The 21244-nt window shown below is 62.7% G+C and carries 18 protein-coding genes; 13 read left to right on the forward strand and 5 right to left on the reverse strand.

Annotated elements, in window-relative coordinates; translation table 11 throughout:
* The first annotated feature begins 88 nt into the window (after positions 1 to 88).
* The 8 genes from RW095_RS10235 (at position 89) to RW095_RS10270 (ending at position 9478) form a co-directional block, all read left to right on the forward strand.
* Positions 89 to 742, forward strand: coding sequence for a DsbA family oxidoreductase (locus RW095_RS10235; RefSeq protein ID WP_317018863.1), 654 nt, complete (start codon positions 89 to 91; stop codon positions 740 to 742).
* On the forward strand, positions 739 to 1890 hold the full coding sequence (locus RW095_RS10240) for an FAD binding domain-containing protein (RefSeq protein WP_317018864.1): 1152 nt from the start codon (positions 739 to 741) through the stop codon (positions 1888 to 1890). Before RW095_RS10235 ends, RW095_RS10240 begins: the two co-directional genes overlap by 4 nt.
* A 45-nt stretch (positions 1891 to 1935) precedes the next feature.
* Positions 1936 to 3150 carry an MFS transporter gene (locus RW095_RS10245; RefSeq protein ID WP_317018866.1) on the forward strand — a complete coding sequence of 405 codons (1215 nt, stop codon included), beginning with the start codon at positions 1936 to 1938 and terminating at the stop codon, positions 3148 to 3150.
* A gap of 162 nt (positions 3151 to 3312) precedes the next feature.
* Complete coding sequence (locus tag RW095_RS10250) at positions 3313 to 4455, forward strand: alkene reductase (protein WP_317018867.1); 1143 nt, start codon at positions 3313 to 3315, stop codon at positions 4453 to 4455.
* A gap of 103 nt (positions 4456 to 4558) precedes the next feature.
* Positions 4559 to 5836: a cytochrome c gene (locus RW095_RS10255; RefSeq protein ID WP_317018869.1), complete on the forward strand. Its 1278-nt coding sequence runs from the start codon at positions 4559 to 4561 to the stop codon at positions 5834 to 5836.
* Positions 5833 to 6345, forward strand: coding sequence for a (2Fe-2S)-binding protein (locus RW095_RS10260; protein WP_317018870.1), 513 nt, complete (start codon positions 5833 to 5835; stop codon positions 6343 to 6345). Before RW095_RS10255 ends, RW095_RS10260 begins: the two co-directional genes overlap by 4 nt.
* Positions 6342 to 8606: a xanthine dehydrogenase family protein molybdopterin-binding subunit gene (locus RW095_RS10265; protein WP_317018871.1), complete on the forward strand. Its 2265-nt coding sequence runs from the start codon at positions 6342 to 6344 to the stop codon at positions 8604 to 8606. Before RW095_RS10260 ends, RW095_RS10265 begins: the two co-directional genes overlap by 4 nt.
* Before the next feature lie 77 nt (positions 8607 to 8683).
* The gene (locus RW095_RS10270; RefSeq protein WP_317018872.1) at positions 8684 to 9478 is read left to right on the forward strand and encodes an SDR family NAD(P)-dependent oxidoreductase; all 795 of its coding nucleotides are present in this window, start codon (positions 8684 to 8686) and stop codon (positions 9476 to 9478) included.
* A 106-nt stretch (positions 9479 to 9584) separates the two neighbouring features.
* Here the strand turns inward: RW095_RS10270 and RW095_RS10275 are convergent, their stop codons facing one another.
* A complete protein-coding gene (locus RW095_RS10275) occupies positions 9585 to 10286 on the reverse strand; it encodes a FadR/GntR family transcriptional regulator (protein ID WP_317018874.1) in 702 nt (233 codons plus the stop codon).
* 251 nt (positions 10287 to 10537) lie between these two features.
* Here RW095_RS10275 and RW095_RS10280 point away from each other — a divergent pair, with 251 nt between their 5' ends.
* From RW095_RS10280 to RW095_RS10300, 5 genes are all read left to right on the forward strand, one after another.
* On the forward strand, positions 10538 to 12085 hold the full coding sequence (locus RW095_RS10280; RefSeq protein WP_394365119.1) for a sugar ABC transporter ATP-binding protein: 1548 nt from the start codon (positions 10538 to 10540) through the stop codon (positions 12083 to 12085).
* Positions 12078 to 13109 carry an ABC transporter permease gene (locus RW095_RS10285; RefSeq protein ID WP_317018875.1) on the forward strand — a complete coding sequence of 344 codons (1032 nt, stop codon included), beginning with the start codon at positions 12078 to 12080 and terminating at the stop codon, positions 13107 to 13109. Before RW095_RS10280 ends, RW095_RS10285 begins: the two co-directional genes overlap by 8 nt.
* 39 nt (positions 13110 to 13148) lie before the next feature.
* The gene (locus tag RW095_RS10290; protein WP_317018877.1) at positions 13149 to 14096 is read left to right on the forward strand and encodes an ABC transporter substrate-binding protein; all 948 of its coding nucleotides are present in this window, start codon (positions 13149 to 13151) and stop codon (positions 14094 to 14096) included.
* Positions 14097 to 14208: 112 nt separating this feature from the next.
* Positions 14209 to 15222: an aldo/keto reductase gene (locus RW095_RS10295; protein ID WP_317018878.1), complete on the forward strand. Its 1014-nt coding sequence runs from the start codon at positions 14209 to 14211 to the stop codon at positions 15220 to 15222.
* 12 nt (positions 15223 to 15234) lie between these two features.
* Complete coding sequence (locus RW095_RS10300; protein WP_317018880.1) at positions 15235 to 16242, forward strand: zinc-binding alcohol dehydrogenase family protein; 1008 nt, start codon at positions 15235 to 15237, stop codon at positions 16240 to 16242.
* Between the two features lie 66 nt (positions 16243 to 16308).
* Here RW095_RS10300 and RW095_RS10305 read toward each other — a convergent pair whose 3' ends face one another.
* The 4 genes from RW095_RS10305 to RW095_RS10320 form a co-directional block, all read right to left on the reverse strand.
* Complete coding sequence (locus RW095_RS10305) at positions 16309 to 17439, reverse strand: amidohydrolase family protein (protein WP_317018881.1); 1131 nt, start codon at positions 17437 to 17439, stop codon at positions 16309 to 16311.
* Positions 17440 to 17441: 2 nt separating this feature from the next.
* Complete coding sequence (locus RW095_RS10310; RefSeq protein ID WP_317018883.1) at positions 17442 to 18749, reverse strand: MFS transporter; 1308 nt, start codon at positions 18747 to 18749, stop codon at positions 17442 to 17444.
* A 72-nt stretch (positions 18750 to 18821) separates the two neighbouring features.
* Positions 18822 to 20096: a CaiB/BaiF CoA transferase family protein gene (locus RW095_RS10315; protein ID WP_317018885.1), complete on the reverse strand. Its 1275-nt coding sequence runs from the start codon at positions 20094 to 20096 to the stop codon at positions 18822 to 18824.
* Positions 20093 to 21067 carry a hydroxymethylglutaryl-CoA lyase gene (locus tag RW095_RS10320; RefSeq protein ID WP_317019813.1) on the reverse strand — a complete coding sequence of 325 codons (975 nt, stop codon included), beginning with the start codon at positions 21065 to 21067 and terminating at the stop codon, positions 20093 to 20095. The genes RW095_RS10315 and RW095_RS10320 overlap by 4 nt, the downstream gene beginning before the upstream one ends.
* Between the last annotated feature and the right edge of the window lie 177 nt (positions 21068 to 21244).

Here is a 21244-nt window from a genome sequence, read left to right on the forward strand (position 1 = left end):
AGCGCAACGCGGGATTGCATTTTAGGCCCATTCCGCGACTGCCGCGCAACGCCTATGCTGCATTGCTACACATGGTGAGAGGTGCAACATGCAAACCGTCGATATCGAGGTCAATTACGACTTCATTTGCCCGTGGTGCTGGATCGGTCAACGCAACCTTGCCGCCGCGCTCGCGGATTCGGGCCTGGCTCACGCGGTTTCGATCGGCTATGTGCCGTTCGAGTTGAATCCGTCGATGCCGGTCGCAGGAATGGACCGGCGGGCCTATCGCAGCAAGAAGTTCGGTAGCTGGGCGCACTCGCAGGCAATGGACGCGCAGGTTGCGGCCGCCGGACTTGCAGCCGGCGCGCGCTTCGATTACAGCCGGGTGTTGCTCACACCGAACACGCGTCTTGCGCATCGCCTGATGCAGTTCGCCCAGGAACGCGACGAACCGCACACCGCAGCGGCGCTCTACGAAGCCATATACGGCGCCTATTTTTCCGAAGGACGCGACATCGGTTCGCTCGACACACTTGCTGCAGTAGCCGCCGCGCATGCCTTCGACGAGCAGGCGGTGCGCGCGTATCTGCTGTCGAACGCAGGCGAAGAGCAGGTCGATGCTGCCCGGGCGCGGGCAGACAAACTCGGCATACAGGCAGTGCCGACCACCGTGATCGAGGGCGAAACAGTTAGCGGCGCACAGCCAGCTGTCGTCTTCATGCATGCGCTGCGATCCGCAGCGCTGAGGAGCGCAGCATGACTTCCTTTTCAGGATTTCGCGCCGTGATCATAGGCGGTTCGCTCGGTGGCCTGGTTGCGGCGGCGACCTTACGCGCGGCAGGCTGGCATGTCGACGTGTTCGAGACTTCGCCCAATGAACTCGAGAGCCGCGGCGGCGGCGGCGTCGTGCTGCAGCCAGACGTACTCGAGGCGCTCCACTTTGCCGGCGTGGCACTGCCCGACCCGCCGGGCGTCGCTTCGGGCGAGCGCATTTATCTCGACCGGCATGACGACATTGTCGAGAAACTGTACATGCCGCAGATGCAGACTTCGTGGAGTCTGCTGTATCGCGCAATGAAGAACGCACTGCCGGCTCAACATCTGCATGCGGGCGAAACCTTCATCAACTATCGCGCGCAGGGCCAGCAAACAATCGCGCTGTTCGAAAGCGGCCGGCAAGAAGTGGCGGATTTGCTGATCGGCGCGGACGGTATCCGCTCCACGCTCAGAAGCCGCCTGCTGCCTGAAGTGGTGCCGGCCTACGCCGGTTATGTCGCCTGGCGCGGACTCGTCGAAGAACGCGATCTGCCGATTCACGCCGCCGACACCCTGCGTGAGCGCTTTTCGTTTCAGCATGGCGACGGCCATTCGGCGCTGTCCTACCTGATACCGGGCGACGATGACTCGACGGTGGTCGGAGAGCGTCGTTGGAACTGGGTCTGGTACCGCAAATACAGCCGCGCGCAACTAGACGCGTTGCTCATCGACCGTCAAGGCGTGGCGCGGCCGTTCTCGTTGCCGCCGGGCTCGACCAAAAGTGCCGACATCGCCCAGTTGCGCGACGACGCGAGGCTCATGATGGGGCCGACATTCCGCGCGCTTGTCGATGCGACCGAAAAGCCGTTCATGCAGCCTATCGTCGATCTGCGCGCCCCGCAGATGGTCTTCGGCCGCGCCGTGCTGCTCGGCGACGCCGCTTCGGTGCCGCGTCCGCATACCGCGGGCAGCACCGCGAAGGCAGCTTCCAATGCGCACGCGCTGGCGCTCGCGCTGCTCTCGGCACAGCAAAGCGGCGAGTCGATCGATTCGGCGCTCAAGCGTTGGGAGAGCCAGCAGTTACAGCGCGGCGGGCGCATGACCGAGCTGGGCATATCGCTCGGCAACCGGCTGATGAACATCGCGCGCTGATTTTCGCCTTTCCGTACCCTGTTTCCCCCAATCCAAGGAGTTGTCATGTCAACCGAGGCATCTGTTGCGACCCCCGGCACGAGTACCGTCAAACTAACGCAAACGCTGATCGCGCTGTTTGCATTCTGCTGCGGCGCGATCGTCGCCAACCTTTATTACGCGCAGCCAATCACCGAACTGATCGCCCCGGACATTCACATGTCCTCCAATACGGCGAGCCTGATCGTGTCGCTGACCCAGATCGGCTATGCCCTCGGCCTGTTCTTTCTCGTGCCGCTCGGCGATCTGCTCGAGAACCGCAAGCTGATGATTGCGACCGCGCTCGTGTCCATTGCGAGTCTCGGTGCTGCGGCGTTCGCTCATCAGCCGGGCTGGTTCCTCGGTATCTCGCTGCTGGTCGGCTTCAGTTCTGTCGCCGTGCAGATCCTCATTCCGCTTGCCGCGCATCTCGCACCGGACGAATCGCGCGGCAAGGTAGTCGGCACGATCATGAGCGGCTTGCTGCTCGGCATCCTGCTGTCCCGTCCGATCTCCAGCGTAATCGCCGGTCACTTCGGCTGGCGCGCAGTGTTCGGCTCCGCCGCGATCCTGATGGCAGTTGTGACAAGCGTGCTCGCACTGACCATTCCGCGCCGCCAGCCGGAGCATAAGGCCACCTACTTCGAGTTAATCGGCTCGCTTGGGCATCTGCTGCGCACCATGCCGGTTCTGCGTCACCGTTCGTTGTATCAAGGGCTGATGTTTGCTTCGTTCAGCCTGTTCTGGACGGCAATTCCTGTCGAGTTGACGCGGCACTTCGGGCTGTCGCAAATGGCAATCGGCATCTTCGCGCTGGTCGGCGCAATCGGCGCGACGTCAGCGCCGGTCGCGGGACGCCTTGCCGACGCCGGGCACACGGTCCGCGCCACGTTGATCGCACTGGTGGTGGGCGCGCTTGCCTATACGCCGGCCCTGATCCATCCGGCGTGGGGCGTGTTCGGCCTCGTCGCGACCGGAATCATTCTCGACTTCGCCGTGCAGATGAACATGGTGTTGGGTCAACGCGAGATCTACGCGTTACACGCAGCGAGCAGGAACCGTCTGAACGCGCTGTATATGACGAGCATCTTCGTAGGCGGCGCTTCTGGTTCCGCGCTCGCGAGCCCGCTGTATCAGCACGGCGGCTGGCCGCTCGTCGCGACAGTGGCGACGGCCTTCCCCGTCGTCGCATTGATTCATTACCTGGTGATCGGCCGGCCGCACGCCGCACGCAACGCATAAGCCGATTGCAGAGATGCGGGTTGCCGGCGAGTCGAGCGGACATGCCGACCGGCTTAACAAAATTTCAGCGTGGTTTCAGGAATAAGCGTGGCGCTGCGAATACGCTACTGCGTGAAGTGCCGCGTCTGAGTCTGAGCAACGCCCGATTGCAAAGGAATAAACATGTCTTCCCTTTCGTCCCTGCTGAACAGCTACGACCTGACTGGCCTGAGCCTGCCCAATCGCGTGGTCATGGCGCCCATGACGCGTTCGCGCGCTCCCGTGCGCGGGCTGCCCACCGAAATGATGGCGCAATACTATGCTCAGCGCGCGTCGGCCGGACTGATCATTACCGAGGCGACAAATGTCAGTCCCGCATCGGCTGCATTCGAACTCACGCCGGGCATCATGACCGCTGAGCAGATCGACGGCTGGCGCATCGTCACGAGCCGCGTGCACGCTGCCGGCGGCCGCATCTTCATGCAACTCTGGCACAGCGGACGCGTCAGTTCATTCGCGCTGCTTGGCGGCGACGTGCCGCTGTCGCCCTCCGGCGTGAATGACGACCTCGAACACTTGCAGGTGTGGGCGCAATTGCAGAATGGCCACTACACGCGCATTCACGCAACACCGTCACGCGCGATGTCGCTGCAGGAAGTCAGGCTCACGATCGATGCGTTCAGGCAAGGCGCGGTCAACGCGATCGCCGCAGGGTTCGACGGTGTGGAAGTACATGCTGCGAATGGTTATTTGCCGCATCAATTCCTCTCGTCCACAACGAACACCCGCGACGACCGGTACGGCGGGTCGATTGCAAAACGGGCGAATTTCCTGCGCGACGTGCTGACGGAAATCGGCGCGGCGGTTCCACTCGCCAAGGTCGGCGTACGCATCTCGCCGTACGCGCATTACAACAACGTTCGCGACACCGACCCCGACGGCACCTACGACTACGTCGGCGCGATGCTCAGCGAGTTCGGTGTCGCGTATGTGCATGCGGCTGACACGAACGGCTGGAGCGGCGCACCGGATTTGCCGCGCATTATCGAACGCACCCGCAAGGTTTTCGACGGCACGTTGATGGTCAACGGCGGCATTGCCATCGACCGGGCCGACGCGTTGATCCGCGCCGGCGACGCCGATCTGGTCGCGTTCGGCCGCGCCTACATTGCCAACCCGGACCTCGTCGCGCGGATTGCAACGGCAGCACCGCTCGATGCACCCAGATCGGCCGGCTGGTATGGCGGCGACGAGGCCGGCTATATCGACTATCCATTTGGGAGCGGCGCCGGCCACAGCGGGCGCCCCATGGCGACGCAGGGATGACAGCGCAGCGGCATCGTGGGCGCTGCCCGCGCGCAGGCATTCGCTAATGCATTCGCTAAGGCATGCGAAGTTCGCAATCAATCCATCTGAAAAGGGCGTGTGAATGACTCCAGGACCCAGATTGCTGTGGGGAACCGGCGTGGCCGTCGTGGCCGTGCTGGCTGTCGCCGTGGCCTTGATGTGGAAGCCGGCCATCGCGCCCATCGGCGCGCCGCCGGTTACATCGTTCGACGCGCAGACGAAGCTCGCCGGCGCGCGCGTGGTGGCGCTAGGCGATTGCATTGTCTGCCACACGGCCAAGGGCGGCCAGCCGTTCGCAGGCGGCCTGCCACTGGCAACTCCCTTCGGCACCATCTACGCAACGAACATCACGCCCGACGTCGAAACGGGTATCGGCAACTGGTCTCTGGAAGCGTTCACACGCGCGGTGCGCCACGGCGTCGCCCGTGACGGGCACCTGCTCTATCCCGCGTTTCCTTATATTCACTTTACCCGCATGTCGGACGGGGACATTTCGGCCGCCTACGCGTATCTGATGACGCGCGAGCCGGTGAAGGCCACCGCGCCCGCCAACGAGCTGATCTTCCCGCTGAACTTCAGGCCTTTGCTCGCTTTCTGGAACATGTTGTTCCTGCGGCCCGGCCCCGAAGCGGCGGACGCATCTAAAGATGTTCAGTGGAACCGCGGCAAGCTCCTTGTCGATGGCCTGGGTCACTGCGCGTCGTGCCACTCCCCGCTCAATCCGATTGGCGGAGAAAAGTCGGGCCATGCGTTCGACGGCGGGATCGTGGACGGACGGGAAGCCCCCGCGCTCAATGCTCTCAGCGCTGCGCCCAAGCCCTGGACGCAGGCGCAACTCGTAACGTACCTGCGCACCGGCCGAGCCAGCGAGCATGGCGCGGCAGCCGGGCCGATGCTGCCCGTCACACGCGATCTGGCCACCGTGCCGGAGCAGGATGTGCAGGCCATCGCCACCTACATCCTGTCGATCCAGAAGCCGCGACCGACGGATGCGAGCCCTGTGGCCAGCACGTCGCCGTCGGCCCAAGCGCAAAGCGGCGCCGTGCTGTTCGCCGCGTCGTGCGCGCAATGCCATGGCCCCCAAGCGCCGATGCAATCCATCGGAGAGCGCCCGACTCTCGCGCTTAGCACGGCCGTCAATGCCTCGACGCCGCGCAACGCGATTCAGATGATCCTTGGGGGCATCGACTGGCATGGCGAAGATGCACTCAACTACATGCCCGCCTTCGCCCAGGTTTACAACAACAGGCAGATCGCCGACCTGGCGTCATACATTCGCGCGACCTACTCGCAGCGCGGCCCGTGGGACGACGTCGAAGAGTCGGTAGCCAAAGTTAGAAAGGAGAACGACGCGCGATGATCACCCTTAACATCAACGGCGTGCAGCACTCGCTCGATATCGATCCGTCCACGCCGTTGCTGTATGCGCTGCGTAACGACCTGCATCTGCATGGCGCGAAATTCGGCTGCGGCCTCGGGCAATGCGGAGCCTGCACGGTTATCGTGGGCGATCAGGCCGTGTTTTCGTGCCTGATTCCGGTCTCGTCGATCGGCGCACGGCCGGTTCGCACCATCGAGAGCCTCGGCACCGTCGAGCGCCCCGGAGCGTTGCAGAAGTCGTTCATCGATCACCAGGCGGCGCAGTGCGGCTACTGCATCGCCGGCACGATCATGCGCGCGCAGGCTCTGCTCGATCGCAACCCACGGCCGACGGAGCGCGAAATGCTGGAACACATGGAGCCCAACCTTTGCCGTTGCGGCACGCATCTGCGAATTCTCGCCGCGATTCGCGAGGTCGCGCATCTGCCCGCTGGCGACACGCTCACGAACGAACCGTTACACACGTCAAGCCGCGGAGGCGCGCAATGAGCGGCAACGACGAAAAGATCGATGAAACGCGCCGCCGCTTCATGATGTCCGGCGCACTGATGGTGAGCTTCAGCATGTTGCCGGGCGTCAAGGCAATGGCGCAGGAAGTGATTGCCGACGAAGGCGCCGTCGTGCATATCGGCAAGGCAACTCAAGCGCTGGCAGGCAGCCTGAAGACCAATCCGTATCTCGACGCCTGGATCAGGATCGACGCCGCGGGCAAGGTGACCGTCCATACCGGCAAGGTCGAACTCGGCACCGGCGTGCGCACCGCGTTGTTGCAGGTCGCGGCGGAAGAACTGGACATGGCACCTTCGCTGATCACGTTTCTGACGGCCAATACCGGCGCATCGCCGGACGAAGGTCTTACCGCCGGTAGCCACACGATTGCCGACAGCGGCAGCGCGCTGTTGAACGCCGCGGCCCAGGTGCGCGGCCTGCTGGTCGACGCGGCAGCTACGCATTTCGGGGTGAGCAGCGGCGAACTGGTTGCGCGCAACGCAGTGATCAAGGCACCGGATGGCCGCTCCATGACGTACGGTGAAGCGGTCCGTCTCGTCAATTTGCATCGCGTGGCCACGCCGGATTCACCGTTGAAGGACCCGGCGAAGTTCGACATGATCGGCACCTCGCTGCCACGGCTGGATATTCCCGCGAAGGTCACCGGCCTCCCGAGCTATGTCCAGGACATGACGATGCCCGGCATGCTGCACGCGCGCGTCGTCATGCCGCCCGTCTACGAGGCGAAACTACTGGAGACCAACGCGCCCGGGATTCTGAAGATGCCGGGGGTGGTCAAGGTGGTTCGCAACGGCAGCCTGCTCGCGGTGGTTGCGCGAGGTGAATGGCAGGCCGTGCAAGCGCAGCGAGCGCTGTCGGCGGGCTGCAAATGGACTGCCGGACGCAGCTTGCCCGATCCGTCCACGGTGCACCGCGACCTGAAGCAGATATCAACCGAACACATCGAGATCGCCAACGTTCATGTGCCGGCCGGCACTCCGGTGAAAACATTGAGCGCGAAGTACAGCAAGCGCTACATGATGCATGGCTCGATTGGACCGTCCTGCGCGGTGGCGCTCTACAAGAACGGCGCCATGACGGTCTGGACGCATTCGCAAGGCGTATATCCGCTACGCGACGGGCTCGCTGAAATGCTGTCGATGCCAAAGGAGAAGATTCGCTGCGTTCATGTCGAGGGGTCGGGCTGCTACGGCCATAACGGCGCCGACGACGTGGCCGCACATGCGGCACTGATCGCACGCGAGATGGACGGCGCACCCGTGCGCGTGCAATGGATGCGCGAGCAGGAACACACGTGGGATCACTTCACGCCTGCAATGGTCACGGAGGTCAGCGCGTCGCTCGATGCGGGCGGCACTATCGTCGACTGGAACTATTCGCTGTGGAGCAGTTCCCACAATGAACGTATCGTCAACGCGGGGCGGCTCATTCCCGCGCAGATGCTGGAAAAGCCGTTCGCGCCGGCGCCGTCGGTGCCTATGGTGCAACCGGAAGGCGGCGGCGACCGCAACGCGATTCCGCTCTACGCATTCCCGAACATGCGCGTCATGAACAACTTCTCGCCGACGATGCCGCTCAACACGTCGGCCATGCGTTCGCTGGGCGCGCACATGAATGTCTTCTCGATCGAAGCTATCATGGACGAACTCGCCGCGGCCGCCGGCGCCGATCCGGTCGCGTTCCGGCTCAAGCATATGCAGGATCCGCGCGCCCGCGACGTGATCGAGCTGGCCGCGCGTCGATTCGGCTGGCCCGGAGCGCCGCGCAAGCGTAATCACGGCGTGGGCTTCGCGTTCGGGAAGTATAAAAATCTGATGGCGTATGTCGCCATCGCCGTCGAGGTGTCGGTCGTGCCCGAGACCGGGCAGGTCAGGCTCGAACATGCGGAGGTGGCGGTGGACTCAGGCCAGATCGTGAATCCGGATGGCATACGCAACCAGATCGAAGGCGGCGTCATTCAATCGGCAAGCTGGACGCTCTCCGAGGAGCTACAGTTCGATACATCGAGAATCCGCAGTTTCGACTGGAGCAGCTATCCTATTCTGCGGTACTCGGCGGCGCCGCGCGCCGTCAACGTGCATTTGATCGATCGGCCGGGCACGCCGTTTCTGGGCGCCGCGGAAGCATCGATGGGCCCGACTGCGGGCGCGATCGCCAATGCACTATTCGATGCGACCGGCAAGCGGCTGCGCGACATGCCGTTGGCCGGCGAGAGTTTGCGTCGGCAGATCAACGCCTAGAAACATTCACCTCGCGTCGCCCTGCTTTTGCACACGCAATGGGCCGAGCGCGCGACGCCTTTACCAGGAGCACACGCATGATCATCGATCTAACCGGCAAACTTGCCGTTGTCAGCGCGTCCACGGCCGGGATCGGCTTCGCGATCGCAACCGGACTCGCACGGGCGGGCGCGGAAACTGTCGTCAATGGCCGCACGCCCGAAGCGGTAGACCGCGCGATCAGCGCCATACGTGAGAAAACACCGCAGGCGAAACTGCGCGGCTTTGCCGGCGACCTGGGCAGTGCAGCAGGCTGCGCCGCGCTCCTGAACGAAGTCCCTCGCGCGGACATTCTCGTGAACAACCTCGGCGTGTTCGGCGCCGGCGATCTGTTCACGACCGAAGACGAGGACTGGGAGCGATACTTCCAGGTCAATGTCATGTCAGGCGTGAGGCTTACGCGTAGTTACCTGGGCGGGATGATGGAGCGCAAGTGGGGACGCGTCGTGTTCATCTCGTCGGAATCGGGTTTGAACATTCCGCCCGATATGCTTGCGTACGGCTTTTCCAAGACCGCGCAACTGAGCATCTCGCGCGGCATTGCGAAGCAGGCAGCGGGCAGCGGAGTAACCGTCAACGCCGTGCTGCCCGGCCCGACGTTGTCGGAGGGCTTTCGCGCAATGGTCGAGGAAACCGCGAAGTCGCAAGGCAAGACCGTTGAACAGGTCGGCGTCGAGTTCGTGCGTGAGCATCGCAGCACGTCTCTGATCCAGCGGCCGGCCACGACCGAGGAGATTGCGAATATGGTGGTGTACGTCTGCTCACCGCAAGCTTCGGCGACCACCGGCGCGGCGTTGCGTGTGGATGGCGGAGTGATCGACACGATCGCCTGACGCACCGCGCGTTCTCCGGTGAAACGGCCGGCGGCCCCACTATTGAACGTGACCGCCGGCTATTTCACGGGAAGACACTCAGGGCGACAGGTGCGCCCACTGAAACTTAAACGTCTTCCTGCCGCAATGCACCTGCTATCCAGCGTTCCTCCGACGCTTTAAGGTGCGTCCGCATCGCCGTCTGCGCCGCGATCGGATCTCCTGTCTGCAGCGCTTTGAGAATTTCCTCGTGCTCCCGTACCGCGGCCGACCAGGTTGCGGTGCTTTCCGAGTGGTCACGAATCGCCGCAGCGATCGGGTCATGGCGGCTATCGAACATTTCGGCAACGAAGCGGCTTAGCACCGAATTGCCCGCGGTCTCCGCGATCAGCATATGAAATTGCCGGTCGGCATCGACTGGCGACTTCCCGGCAGCTGCGAGGCGTTTCATTCGCTCGACAGTGCGTCGCAGCCTGTCGAGCGTGGCCGCCGAAAGCTTTCCGGCAGCCAGCACGATCACGGTCCCTTCTATTGCCGCCCTGGCTTGCATCAGTTCGGACGGACTTTCACCCAGAGCCGGCACGGCGTTGTCACCGCCCTCGTCCGGAGCGCGCACGTACACCCCCGACCCCATCCGTATCTCGATCTGACCGCCGATTTCTAGCGCAATCAATGCCTCGCGCAGTGAAGGGCGTGAGACACCCAGCGTATTGGCAAGCTCGCGCTCAGGCGGAAGACGCGCGCCGGGCGCCAGTTCGTCCTTTCGAATGAGAGAAAGAATCTGCGTGGCCACAGATTGGTAAAGCCGCTTTGGTTCAGTTTGCTTCATTGTTCGAAATGTCCTGTCGACGAGCCGCGAAACGGACCGCAGCAGAGTCTAGCATGGGGCCCGAAGGCCTCGGCTGGCTCGCAACCGCGCCGCCGCCGGGGTTTTCCCTACTGGAATGAACAGTTATGAAATTCTACATTGGCTTGACCAGACAGCCGTTTGTGCGTTTTAATCTGCCCAAATTGGACTGACCGCTCGACCGGCTTTTCACGGGGTCGAACGGTAAAGTCCTGAACAAATTGGAGACGGGATTGACAGAAGCGACCACGCAGCGGAGGCCGGGCCGTGCGCCCGATGTGCCGGCACCTCGGGAAATTCTGCAACTCAAGGGTGTGAGCAAGCGGTTCCCCGGGGTCGTGGCGCTCGATGGCATCGATCTCGATCTGCGTTCCGGAGAGGTACACGCCGTCTGCGGAGAGAACGGCGCGGGCAAGTCGACGCTGATGAAAATCATCAGCGGCCAATACCACGCGGACGACGGCGTCATCTGCTACGAGGGCAAGCCGGTGCAGTTCGCATCCACCTCGGACGCGCAGGCGGCAGGCATTGCAATCATCCATCAGGAGTTGAACCTGGTGCCGCACCTGTCGGTCGCGGAGAACATCTACCTTGCGCGCGAACCCAAGCGCGGCCCGTTCGTCGACTACCGCACGCTGAACGCGAACGCGCAGCGCTGCCTGCAGCGCATCGGGCTGAATGTGTCGCCAACCACATTGGTCGGCGCCCTCTCGATTGCGCAGCAGCAGATGGTGGAGATCGCAAAGGCGCTATCACTGGATGCACGCGTGCTCATCATGGACGAGCCCACGTCATCGCTGACCGAATCGGAAACGGTTCAACTCTTTCGGATCATCAGGGAACTGCGCGCCGACGGCGTAGCGATTCTTTACATCTCGCATCGGCTCGACGAGATGGCGGAGATCGTGGACCGCGTCACAGTGTTGCGCGATGGCCGCCACATCGCAACGAGCGATTTCGCATCGACCACCATCAACGAAATCGTGGCCCGGATGGTGGGCCGCGCACTTGACGACGCGTATCCGCCGCGCGAGTCGGTCCCCACGGATCAGGTCCTGATGCGGGTGCGCGATCTGCAGCGGACAGACACGTTCGGCCCTCTCTCGTTCGACCTGCGCAAGGGCGAGATTCTCGGTTTCGCGGGCCTGATGGGCGCGGGGCGCACGGAAGTCGCCCGCGCGATCTTCGGCGCCGAGCGGCCCGACTCCGGCTCGATCCTGCTGGGTGACACGCCCGTGGCGATCCGCTCGCCGCGCGAGGCTATCCGCCACGGGATCGCCTACCTGTCGGAGGACCGGAAGAAAGACGGCCTCGCACTCTCGATGCCGGTGTCGGCAAACATCACGCTGGCCAACGTACGCGCTATCTCGTCGCGTGGCTTCCTGCGTTTTTCCGAAGAGACGGCTATCGCCGAGCGCTACGTTCGCGAACTCGCGATCCGTACACCGACGGTCAGGCAGCTTGCGAGGAATCTCTCTGGCGGCAACCAGCAGAAGATCGTCATCAGCAAATGGTTGTACCGCGGCTCGCGCATTCTCTTTTTCGATGAGCCGACGCGAGGCATCGACGTCGGCGCGAAGTACGCAATTTACAAGCTGATGGACCGGCTGGCCGCGGACGGAGTGGGCGTTGTTCTGATCAGTTCCGAGTTGCCCGAGCTGCTCGGCATGACCGATCGCATCGCCGTGTTTCACGAGGGGCTCATTACCGCAGTACTCGAAACCAGACAGACCAGTCAGGAGGAGATCTTGCACCACGCATCCGGGAGAAGTCATGCTTGAAATCACATCGGGCCGCACGCAGGCCTCGGACAAACAGGCACGACAGCGACGCCGCGACCTGATCCAGAAATTTGCCGCGCTGGGTAGCCTCGTAGTACTGATCGTCGCATTTTCGCTAACCAGTGCTGCATTTTTCTCTGTCGGCAACCTGATGACGGTTGCCCTGCAGGTCACGTCCATTGCGTATCTCGGCGTGGCCGCAACGTGCGTCATCATCACCGGAGGCATCGACCTGTCGGTCGGGTCGGTGCTGGCGCTGGCGGGCGTCGCGGCCGCCCTGCTCGTCAAGGCCGGCTTACCGATACCCGTCGCGATGGCGGGCGGCATGCTCGTCGGTGCCGCCTGCGGATGGATCAACGGCATCTGCGTGACGCGCATGGGGCTGCCTCCGTTCATCGCAACCCTCGGCATGATGCTCGTCGCCCGCGGTCTCGCCCTGCAGATCACGGGCGCAAGACCCGTCTCCGGGCTCGGCGACGCCTTCGGCGAACCGGGCAACGGCGCCCTCTTCAAGGTCTCTCATATCGGTGCTGACGGCTTCCCCGACACGGTCTTTCCAGGCATTCCATATCCCGTCGTCATCATGGTGATCCTGTTCGTGGCGATTTCCGTTCTGCTTTCGCGAACCTCGCTCGGCCGTCACATCTACGCGGTCGGATCGAACGCGGAAGCGGCGCGGCTTTCGGGCGTCAACGTGCAGGGCGTCAAGCTCTTCACCTACGTCCTGTCCGGATTGCTGGCAGGCGCTACCGGCTGCGTGCTGATGTCGCGCCTCGTCACCGCCCAGCCGAACGAAGGCGTGATGTACGAACTCGACGCCATCGCAAGCGCGGTGATCGGCGGCACGTCGCTGATGGGCGGCGTCGGCACGATCTCCGGCACCGCCATCGGCGCATTCGTGATCGGCGTGCTGCGCAACGGCCTGAACATGAACGGAGTATCGAGCTTCATCCAGCAGATCATCATCGGTGTCGTCATTCTCGGCACCGTATGGATCGACCAACTCCGAAACCGGAAGTTGTAATCAGAAGACGAAGTCCAGACCACAATCAAGGAGCGAGACATGAAAAAGGTATCCGTGCTGGCTGCGGCCGCAGCAATGTGTGCAATGTTCAGCGCGTATGCGCAGGCGGCGGGCGGCGAAATTGCCGTAATCGTGAAGACGGCGAACTCCAACTACTGGCAGAACGTCCAGAAAGGCGCGACCGCCGCAATGACCGATGCGAAGGGCTACACGATGACTTTCCAGGGTCCCGCAGCCGAGTCGGCCATCGCCGATGAAGTCAACATGGTCGAGAATGCCGTCAACCGGCATGTCGCGGGCATCGTGCTGGCGCCGTCCGACCCCGATGCGCTCGTTCCCGCCATGAAGAAAGCGTGGGAAGCCCATATCCCCGTGGTGCTGATCGACTCGACGGTGTCCGATGCCGGCAAGCAGTACTACCAGTCGTTCCTCTCTACCGACAACGTGAAAGCCGGCGAACTCTGTGCGAAGGCCATGATCGACCGGGTTGGGCAGACCGGCAAGGTCGCGGTCATGTCGTACGTGCCGGGGGCAGGCTCGGAAGTCGGCCGCGTCGGCGGGTTCCGCAAGTACATCGCCGCCCATTCGAAGCTGCAGCTGGTGGGTCCGTTCTACTCGCAGTCGCAGATGGCGAATGCCCTGAATCAGACGACCGACGTGCTGTCGGCCAATCCCGACCTCAAGGGCATATTCGGCGCGAACGAGCCTACCGCCGTGGGGATGGGGCGCGCCCTTCAGCAGTCCGGAAAAGGCGGCAAGGTCATTGCAATCGGCTTCGACGGCAACCAGGACCTGCAAGGCTTCGTTCGTGACGGCACGATTCAGGCCATCGCGGTTCAAAGCTCTTATCAGATGGGCTACAAGGGCATCCAGACCCTCGTCAGCGTGATAGAACGCAAGCCCGTTTCGAAGCAGGTGGACACGGGCGTCATGATGGTCGAGAAACAGAACCTCGACTCGTCCGAGGCCAAGAACGTTCTCTACTGACGAACGGGCCGGCGCGGCGGTTTCCGGAAGCCGTCCGCCGGCAGCTCCTCCATTCAGACACCCCTTTATGAAAGCCATTGCAACTCACGCGCTGCCACGAAGCGGGTTGGCGATGACCACACTCGGCCTCGGTTGCTCACAACTGGGCGGCCTCTACAAGCCCATGTCGACCGCCGAGGCCAATGCGCTCCTCGAGTGGGCGTGGGACGCCGGTATCCGCTATTTCGATACTGCGCCGTTCTACGGCTATACGCTTTCGGAACGGCGAGTCGGACAATCGCTGCAGATGCGCGAGCGCGAACGCTACGTACTGAGCACCAAGGTCGGGCGGCTCATGCGGCCCGACGACACGGTTCAGGCGGGCGATGACAACTGGGCGCAACCCCTGCCCTTCCGGCCTCGTTTCGACTATACGTTCGACGGCATCATGCGCTCGTACGAGGATAGCCAGCAACGTCTCGGCATGCAGACGATCGACATCCTCTATGTTCACGACATTGGCGTGGCGACGCACGGCGACGCGCATTCGCGCTACTGGGAACAACTGACGCGTGGCGGGGGATTCCGGGCTCTCGCGGAGCTGCGCGACGCGCACGCCGTTTCCGCGATTGGACTCGGCGTGAACGAATGGCAGGTCGCAGTCGACTCGATGCAGGAAGCCGATCTCGACCTCGTCATGCTGGCAGGCCGCTATACGCTGCTCGAACAGGAGGCGCTCTCGCCACTACTCGACCAGTGTGTGAGCAACGGCGTGCGGATCGTCGCCAGCGGCGTATTCAATTCCGGCGTGCTCGTGGGCAACGGCAAGTTCAACTACGCCGATGCGCCGCCCGAAGTGGCACGGAAAGTCGCGCGTCTTGCCGACGCATGCGCGAAGTTCGAGGTTCCGCTCGCAGCCGCGGCACTCCAGTTTCCGTTGGCCCACCCGGCCGTCGTGTCCTGCGTCGTCGGTGCGCGCAGTATCGAGCAGTTGCAAAAGAACATCGCATGGCTTGAAACGCCACTTCCGCCGGAGCTGTGGCAAGCCTTGCAGCACGAAGGGCTGATCGCCGGATCGGCTCCGGTTCCCGAGGTCCGCCGTTTATACAGAATCGATCAGCCGTCCGGCGATCGACAAGCCCAATAAAGAGGATGCCTAATGCTCAGCGTCATTTGTGAATCGCCCGGCGTGCTGCGCCGCGAAGACCGCGAACCACCTCACCGCGCAGACGGCGAAGTACTTTTGCGGGTCAGTCGCGTGGGTATTTGCGGCACCGACATGCACATCTACTCGGGGAACCAGCCTTATCTGCAATATCCGCGGGTGATGGGACATGAACTGTCTGCCATAGTCGCCGAGGCGGATTCCGGCGCTCACGTCGCGCCCGGCGACGCCGTCTATGTGATGCCGTACCTGTCGTGTGGACAGTGCATCGCCTGCAGGCAGGGGAAAACCAACTGCTGCGTCAATATCAAGGTGCTGGGCGTGCATCGTGACGGCGCGTTGACTGAATACCTGTCGGTGCCCGCGCAGTTCGTGCACAAGGCCGACGGCGTGACACTGGACCAGGCGGCCATGCTCGAGTTTCTCGCGATCGGCGCTCACGCGGTTCGGCGCGCCGACGTGTTGGCCGGTCAGCGGGTTCTCGTCGTGGGCGCGGGGCCGATTGGCATGGCGGCGATGCTGTTTGCGAACCTACGCGGCGGGCGGGTCTCCTGCCTGGATACGCGCGCCGATCGACTTGCGTTCTGCAGCGAGCACATTGCCGTTTCGACAGTTCAGATCGGGCGGAACGACGTCGACGAACTTGCGGCGCTCACCGACGGCGAGTTCTTCGACGTAGTGTTCGATGCGACGGGGAACGTCAACGCGATGAACCGCGGCTTCGAGTTCATCGCCCACGGCGGCAAGTACGTGCTGATTTCGATCGTACCCGGCCAGATCACGTTTTCCGATCCGGAGTTTCACAAGCGCGAAGCGACCTTGCTCGGCAGCCGCAATGCGACCGCGGAAGACTTCGAGACGGTCCTTGAAGCGATGCGCGCAGGCCGCATCCCCGACAAGGCGCTCAATACTCACCGGATGAGCCTGGCTGACGTACCTACAGAGTTCCCGAAGCTGATGGAGCCTGGGCGGACCGTCGTCAAGGCGCTGGTCGAATGCTGACTCTCCTGGACCGGGCCGGGCCGGGCGCATAATCGCGCCCGTCTCCGCCGGCGCTTCGCACGTCGCTCAAGCAAGCCGATAAACGCTGGATGCCGTGCCGCGAAACAACGCCGCACGTTCGTCGGCGCTTGCGTGCGCAGTCAGGCGCTTGAACGCATTCCAACCGTTGCTGTACGGATATGAGCCTTTGTCGACCGGGAAATTGCCCTCGAACATGCAACGGTTCGCACCGAAGGCCTCGAGGCATGTATGCATCCACGGTTTCCACGTTTCGGCCAATTCAACCGACGATGGTGGGCGCTCTCCCTTCTCGAAGTCGAAGCCGTTGATCCGCATCCCCAGACCGCCGACCTTGACGTAGACATTCGGCAGCTGAGCCAGTTGACGCATGGAGCGCGACCAGTTGTCGAACACCTCTTTGCGCTTATCCGCATAGCTGGCGATGCCCACGATCCCGCCGCAGTGGTTGATGATGATCGGCATGTCGGGGTACGTCTTGGCGAGATCGAATAGCTCGGGAAGCTGCGGAAAGAAGAGCCACGCATCGTAAGACAGGCAGCGTGGCGCCAGTTGCGCGACACCTTCACGATACTTCGAGTCGAGCAACAGACCCGGCGGAACCGCGGAGAGCGGATTGACCAGCGTTTGATCCGCATCCCACGTGACCAGATGCCGAACGCCTCGAAAGCGCCCTTTGCCGGCCTCGATATGTGCGTCGAGAACGCTTTGTACGGCAGCGCCGCGACGAAGATCCGCGTAGCCCACGATGCCCTTCGCGACCTGCGGCGAACCGGCGGGCAGCGCCGCAACGGCATTCGCGACGTACTCCGTTTCTCCCACGGGCCGTAGCTCCTCCGGACCCGTCTGGCGGTAGCGAGTCAGTCCCTGCATGAAGACGGACGCCGTGATGTCGTGCCCGGAGCGGACGTCTGCCAGATAGTCGTCGAGCAGATAGATCCAGCCGGGACGTTCATAGAAATGATGATGTGCGTCGACGATCGGCATCTCCGGCTCGATGGCGGCTTCCGTGCCCGAAGCGAGCCATTCCGGGCGAACCGGCAGATAGTTACTGGTTGTCTTCATGTTGCGCGTTTCCTCTTCGCCGAACGCATGCCTGGTTTCCATGACAGAAGCCGCGACCGATGCTGCCGCAGCGGCGAGAAACCTGCGCCTTCCGTGTGAGCGAATCGTGTTCATGGTCATTTCTCGCGATTGAATGCATACAGCGACAGCGTTAGCAGGGTCGTGATACCAAGCACGATCGCAAGCCCCATCATTCCGGCCGTGAAGGTGCCGAAACTGTCCTTCAGGTAGCCTACGAGATACGGTCCGGCGAAGCCTCCCAATGCGCCAATCGAATTGATCAGTGCAAACCCTCCAGCGGCCGCCTGCCCCGACAGAAACCGGGCGGGCAACGTGTAGAAAATGGTGCGTCCGGCAATCGTGCCGATCAGTGCCAGCGTCACGCCCACCATCGCCGGGCCGAGTTGGTGAAAGTGGGTGGATACGCCAAGCGCTACTCCGCCGATAAGGAGGCCGGCGGCAAGGTTCGCAATGGCTCCACCGCGGCGATCCACACGTTTGGCCCACCACAGCAGTGCGATCGTGGCAAAGAAGTAAGGCACCGCGGAGAGCCAGCCGGTCTGCGTAACGCTCATTCCGTGCGCCTTGAGCATCTGGGGCAGCCAGATACCGATTCCATACGAGCCCATCGTGAAGCCGAACGAGATCATCGCGAGAATGTAGACGCGCACATCCTTGAGTGCGGCTCCGAAGTGCTTCTCCTTCCGCGACGACGAGCCTTCGCGATCGAACGCGCCCTGAAGAGCGTCGCGTTCGGCGGCCGACAACCACTTCGCATCGGCGGGCCGGTCGGCAAGCATCTTCAGCACGAGAAAGCCGATTACGCATGCGGGCAATCCTTCGATGATGAACATCCACCGCCAACCCGCCAGCCCCAACGCGCCATCCAGTTGCAGCAGCCAGGTCGAAAGCGGTGCGCCGATCAGCGATGAAAGCGGCGTGGAGACGGTAAACCACGCAAGTACGCGAGTGCGGTACTGAGCGGGAAACCAGAGAGCGAGGAAGAAGATCACGCCGGGGAAGAAGCCCGCTTCGCCGATTCCCAACAGCAGGCGGATGACATAGAAGCTGTTCGGTCCCACAGCAAAGGAGGTCGCGGCGGCCATGAGGCCCCACGTGATCATGATCCGCGCAAGCCAGCGTCGCGCGCCGAAGCGATAGAGCGCGAGATTGCTCGGGACTTCGAAGATGCAATATCCAGCGAACATGATGCCGGCGCCCCAGCCGAACTGGGTTGCAGTGAGCCCCAGATCCTTGTTCATGGTCAGAGCGGCGAAACCGACGCTCGTACGGTCGAGGTAATTGAAAAAGTACGCGAGCGCGAGCAGCGGAATGAAGCGCCACGCCGCTTTGCGCACCGCCTGCTGTTCGAGCGAACTGGCGTCGAGGCTGTCGGCAGCCATGCCTTGGGATATAGATGTCATCGTCGTCTCCATACACTTCGCCGGTCCGCTGCGAGGATTGGCGCGGCCGGGTGGTTTGATGCGTTAGCCGCGTCAGGCGCTGGCAAGCTCGTTGGCAGACGGCGTCGTCTGATCGCCCGGCTGCCGTTCCTGACAGCGGACAACGCCGGCCTCGGTCAGCTGCCTGAGATCGTCGGCCGTATAGCCAAGCTCGGACAGAAGCGCCTGCGTGTTCTGCCCGAGAGCCGGCGGTGCGGCCCGCAAGCGCAGCCGTTCACCGGCAAGGGTCAGGGGCAACAGTGCGGTTCGCGTGGCAACCGGCTTTCCGGCGCCGCTTGCATCCGGCGGCAAGGTCACATCGGCGAGTCCGCCGGTTGCGAGAAGGTGCGGATCGTCGAACAGATCCTGCGGCTTGGTGATCGGGGCGTAAGGCAGGCCGATCTGCTCGAAAATCTCGCTGATCTGCGCCGCGCTGAACGCCTCCATGTGCTGGCGCAGCCGGGGCAGCAACCAGTCCCGCGCCTGAACCCGCTGGTTGTTGGTGGCGATGCGTTCGTCCGCTTTCAGGTCATTCAGCCCGAATGCATCGCAGAAGAGCGCCCACTGAGTGTCCGAGACCACGGCAAGGAATATCTGCTCTCCGTCTTTGACGGAGAACACGTCGTACACGGCCCATGCGGAGATGCGGCCTGGCATCGGTGCGGCGGCCTGGCCGGTCACCGCGAACTGCATCATGTGCTGCGCGACGAGAAACACGTTGTTCTCGAAGAGCGCACTCTGCACTTCCTGACCATGACCGGTGCGTTCACGCTGCGCGAGCGCAGCCATCGAGCCGATGGCGCCGAACATACCGCCCATGATGTCGTTGACACTCGTGCCGGCGCGCAGCGGACGCCCTTCGGGTCCGGTCATATAAGCGAGCCCGCCCATCATTTGCACGACTTCGTCCAGTGCCGTGCGATGGTCGTAAGGACCTGGCAGAAAGCCCTTGTGCGAAACATAGACAAGGCGCGAATTGAGCTTCGACAGGGCGGCGTAGCCAAGCCCCAGCTTGTCCATCGTTCCGCTCTTGAAGTTCTCGCTGAAGATATCGGCGCTGCCTAGCAGCTTGTGTACGATCTCCAGCCCACGCGGATCTTTGACGTCGACGGCAATGCTTTTTTTGTTCCGGTTGAAGGTGCTGAAGAAGCCTGCACCCGAACCTCGCAGGGCGCGGGTGCTGTCGCCAGCGATCGGCTCGACCTTGATGACTTCTGCGCCCAGGTCTGCGAGCACCATGCCGCAGGTGGGACCCATCACCATGTGGGTCATCTCGACCACACGCACGCCGCTGTACGGCAGCGATTGTTTGTTCTCGACGTCACTCATTGCGCGACTCCCTTGAGACAGCCTTCGGGTTGGACGGCGCCTGGGCTGCGGCCGTCCGCGTATCTGAATCCTTTGGGCAAGCCGGCGTCTTGCACGTGGCCGTACAAGGCTTCCGCGGGCAGGGCTTCGGTGAGGATCGAACGCGCGGCGACGAGCGAATCGATGTCGATTCCGGTGTCGTATCCCATCGATTCGAGGAGAAACGCGAGGTCTTCGGTAACGATGTTGCCGGTCGCACCGGGAGCGTATGGGCATCCGCCAAGACCGGCTTGGCTGGCGTCGATTGTCGTGACACCTGTCTCGAGCGCCGCGACCACATTGGCGAGACCCTGGCCGCGCGTGTTGTGGAAATGGGCGCCGCCCGCCTTGCTGCCGAACTCGCTTTGCAGACGGCGGAAGAGACGCCGGACCTGCGTTGGGTTTGCGTATCCGCTGGTATCGGACAGGCCGATTTCATCGACTCCGCACTCCGCCATCGCGGCGCACATCCGGATCGTCTGGTCATCGCTGACTGCGCCCGCGATCGTGCAGCCGAAGGCCACTGAAACACCCGCTTCGATTGCAATGCCAGGATATTCAGCGTCTCGCAATGCGACGATCTTCCGGACTTCCTCGATCATCTCGCCGGTGGTTTTACGGATATTCGCCATCGAATGCTCGTTAGTCACCGATACCGGCAAGGTCACCTTATGCACACCTGATTCGAATGCCGCCTGGCAACCGCGAAGATTGGGCGCGAGGACCGCAACGTGCAGTCCGGCAATCGTCAATGCATGCGCCACGACCTCCCGGATGTCGGCCATCTGCGGCAGCAACTTTGCGGGCACAAACGAGCCGACTTCGATTTCCTTCAACCCGGCTGCGGCGAGCGCTGAGATCCAGCGCAATTTCGCGTCGGTTGGCATGACGCTTTTGATGCTCTGAAGACCATCTCGTGGACCCACTTCGCTAACCAACACATGACAAGGCATAGAAACGCTCAAAATGTCCTCCTTAGCGTTCTGTTGTAAAGAACGGTGTTCTGTTATGGAAAACTATACGGAGACATAGCGGTGCCATCAACCGGGTAAACCCAGTTGGTTGGTCTGTTCCTCGGAATATCATTCTTCCTGACAGAACATTGCGAACGTGTTTACCCTAGTTTTCGA

Origin of the sequence: Paraburkholderia kirstenboschensis, from assembly GCF_032806925.1 — a bacterium.
Taxonomy (GTDB): Bacteria; Pseudomonadota; Gammaproteobacteria; order Burkholderiales; family Burkholderiaceae; genus Paraburkholderia; species Paraburkholderia kirstenboschensis.

Excerpts from the sequence above, each read along its gene's own strand:
- RW095_RS10245 (WP_317018866.1), top strand. The coding sequence starts at position 1,936 with ATGTCAACCGAGGCATCTGTTGCGACCCCCGGCACGAGTACCGTCAAA.
- RW095_RS10255 (WP_317018869.1), top strand. The coding sequence starts at position 4,559 with ATGACTCCAGGACCCAGATTGCTGTGGGGAACCGGCGTGGCCGTCGTG.
- RW095_RS10295 (WP_317018878.1), top strand. The coding sequence starts at position 14,209 with ATGACCACACTCGGCCTCGGTTGCTCACAACTGGGCGGCCTCTACAAG.
- RW095_RS10305 (WP_317018881.1), bottom strand. The coding sequence starts at position 17,439 with ATGAACACGATTCGCTCACACGGAAGGCGCAGGTTTCTCGCCGCTGCG.
- RW095_RS10290 (WP_317018877.1), top strand. The coding sequence starts at position 13,149 with ATGAAAAAGGTATCCGTGCTGGCTGCGGCCGCAGCAATGTGTGCAATG.
- RW095_RS10315 (WP_317018885.1), bottom strand. The coding sequence starts at position 20,096 with ATGAGTGACGTCGAGAACAAACAATCGCTGCCGTACAGCGGCGTGCGT.
- RW095_RS10300 (WP_317018880.1), top strand. The coding sequence starts at position 15,235 with ATGCTCAGCGTCATTTGTGAATCGCCCGGCGTGCTGCGCCGCGAAGAC.
- RW095_RS10240 (WP_317018864.1), top strand. The coding sequence starts at position 739 with ATGACTTCCTTTTCAGGATTTCGCGCCGTGATCATAGGCGGTTCGCTC.
- RW095_RS10265 (WP_317018871.1), top strand. The coding sequence starts at position 6,342 with ATGAGCGGCAACGACGAAAAGATCGATGAAACGCGCCGCCGCTTCATG.
- RW095_RS10320 (WP_317019813.1), bottom strand. The coding sequence starts at position 21,067 with ATGCCTTGTCATGTGTTGGTTAGCGAAGTGGGTCCACGAGATGGTCTT.
- RW095_RS10310 (WP_317018883.1), bottom strand. The coding sequence starts at position 18,749 with ATGACATCTATATCCCAAGGCATGGCTGCCGACAGCCTCGACGCCAGT.
- RW095_RS10270 (WP_317018872.1), top strand. The coding sequence starts at position 8,684 with ATGATCATCGATCTAACCGGCAAACTTGCCGTTGTCAGCGCGTCCACG.
- RW095_RS10275 (WP_317018874.1), bottom strand. The coding sequence starts at position 10,286 with ATGAAGCAAACTGAACCAAAGCGGCTTTACCAATCTGTGGCCACGCAG.
- RW095_RS10235 (WP_317018863.1), top strand. The coding sequence starts at position 89 with ATGCAAACCGTCGATATCGAGGTCAATTACGACTTCATTTGCCCGTGG.
- RW095_RS10285 (WP_317018875.1), top strand. The coding sequence starts at position 12,078 with ATGCTTGAAATCACATCGGGCCGCACGCAGGCCTCGGACAAACAGGCA.
- RW095_RS10260 (WP_317018870.1), top strand. The coding sequence starts at position 5,833 with ATGATCACCCTTAACATCAACGGCGTGCAGCACTCGCTCGATATCGAT.
- RW095_RS10250 (WP_317018867.1), top strand. The coding sequence starts at position 3,313 with ATGTCTTCCCTTTCGTCCCTGCTGAACAGCTACGACCTGACTGGCCTG.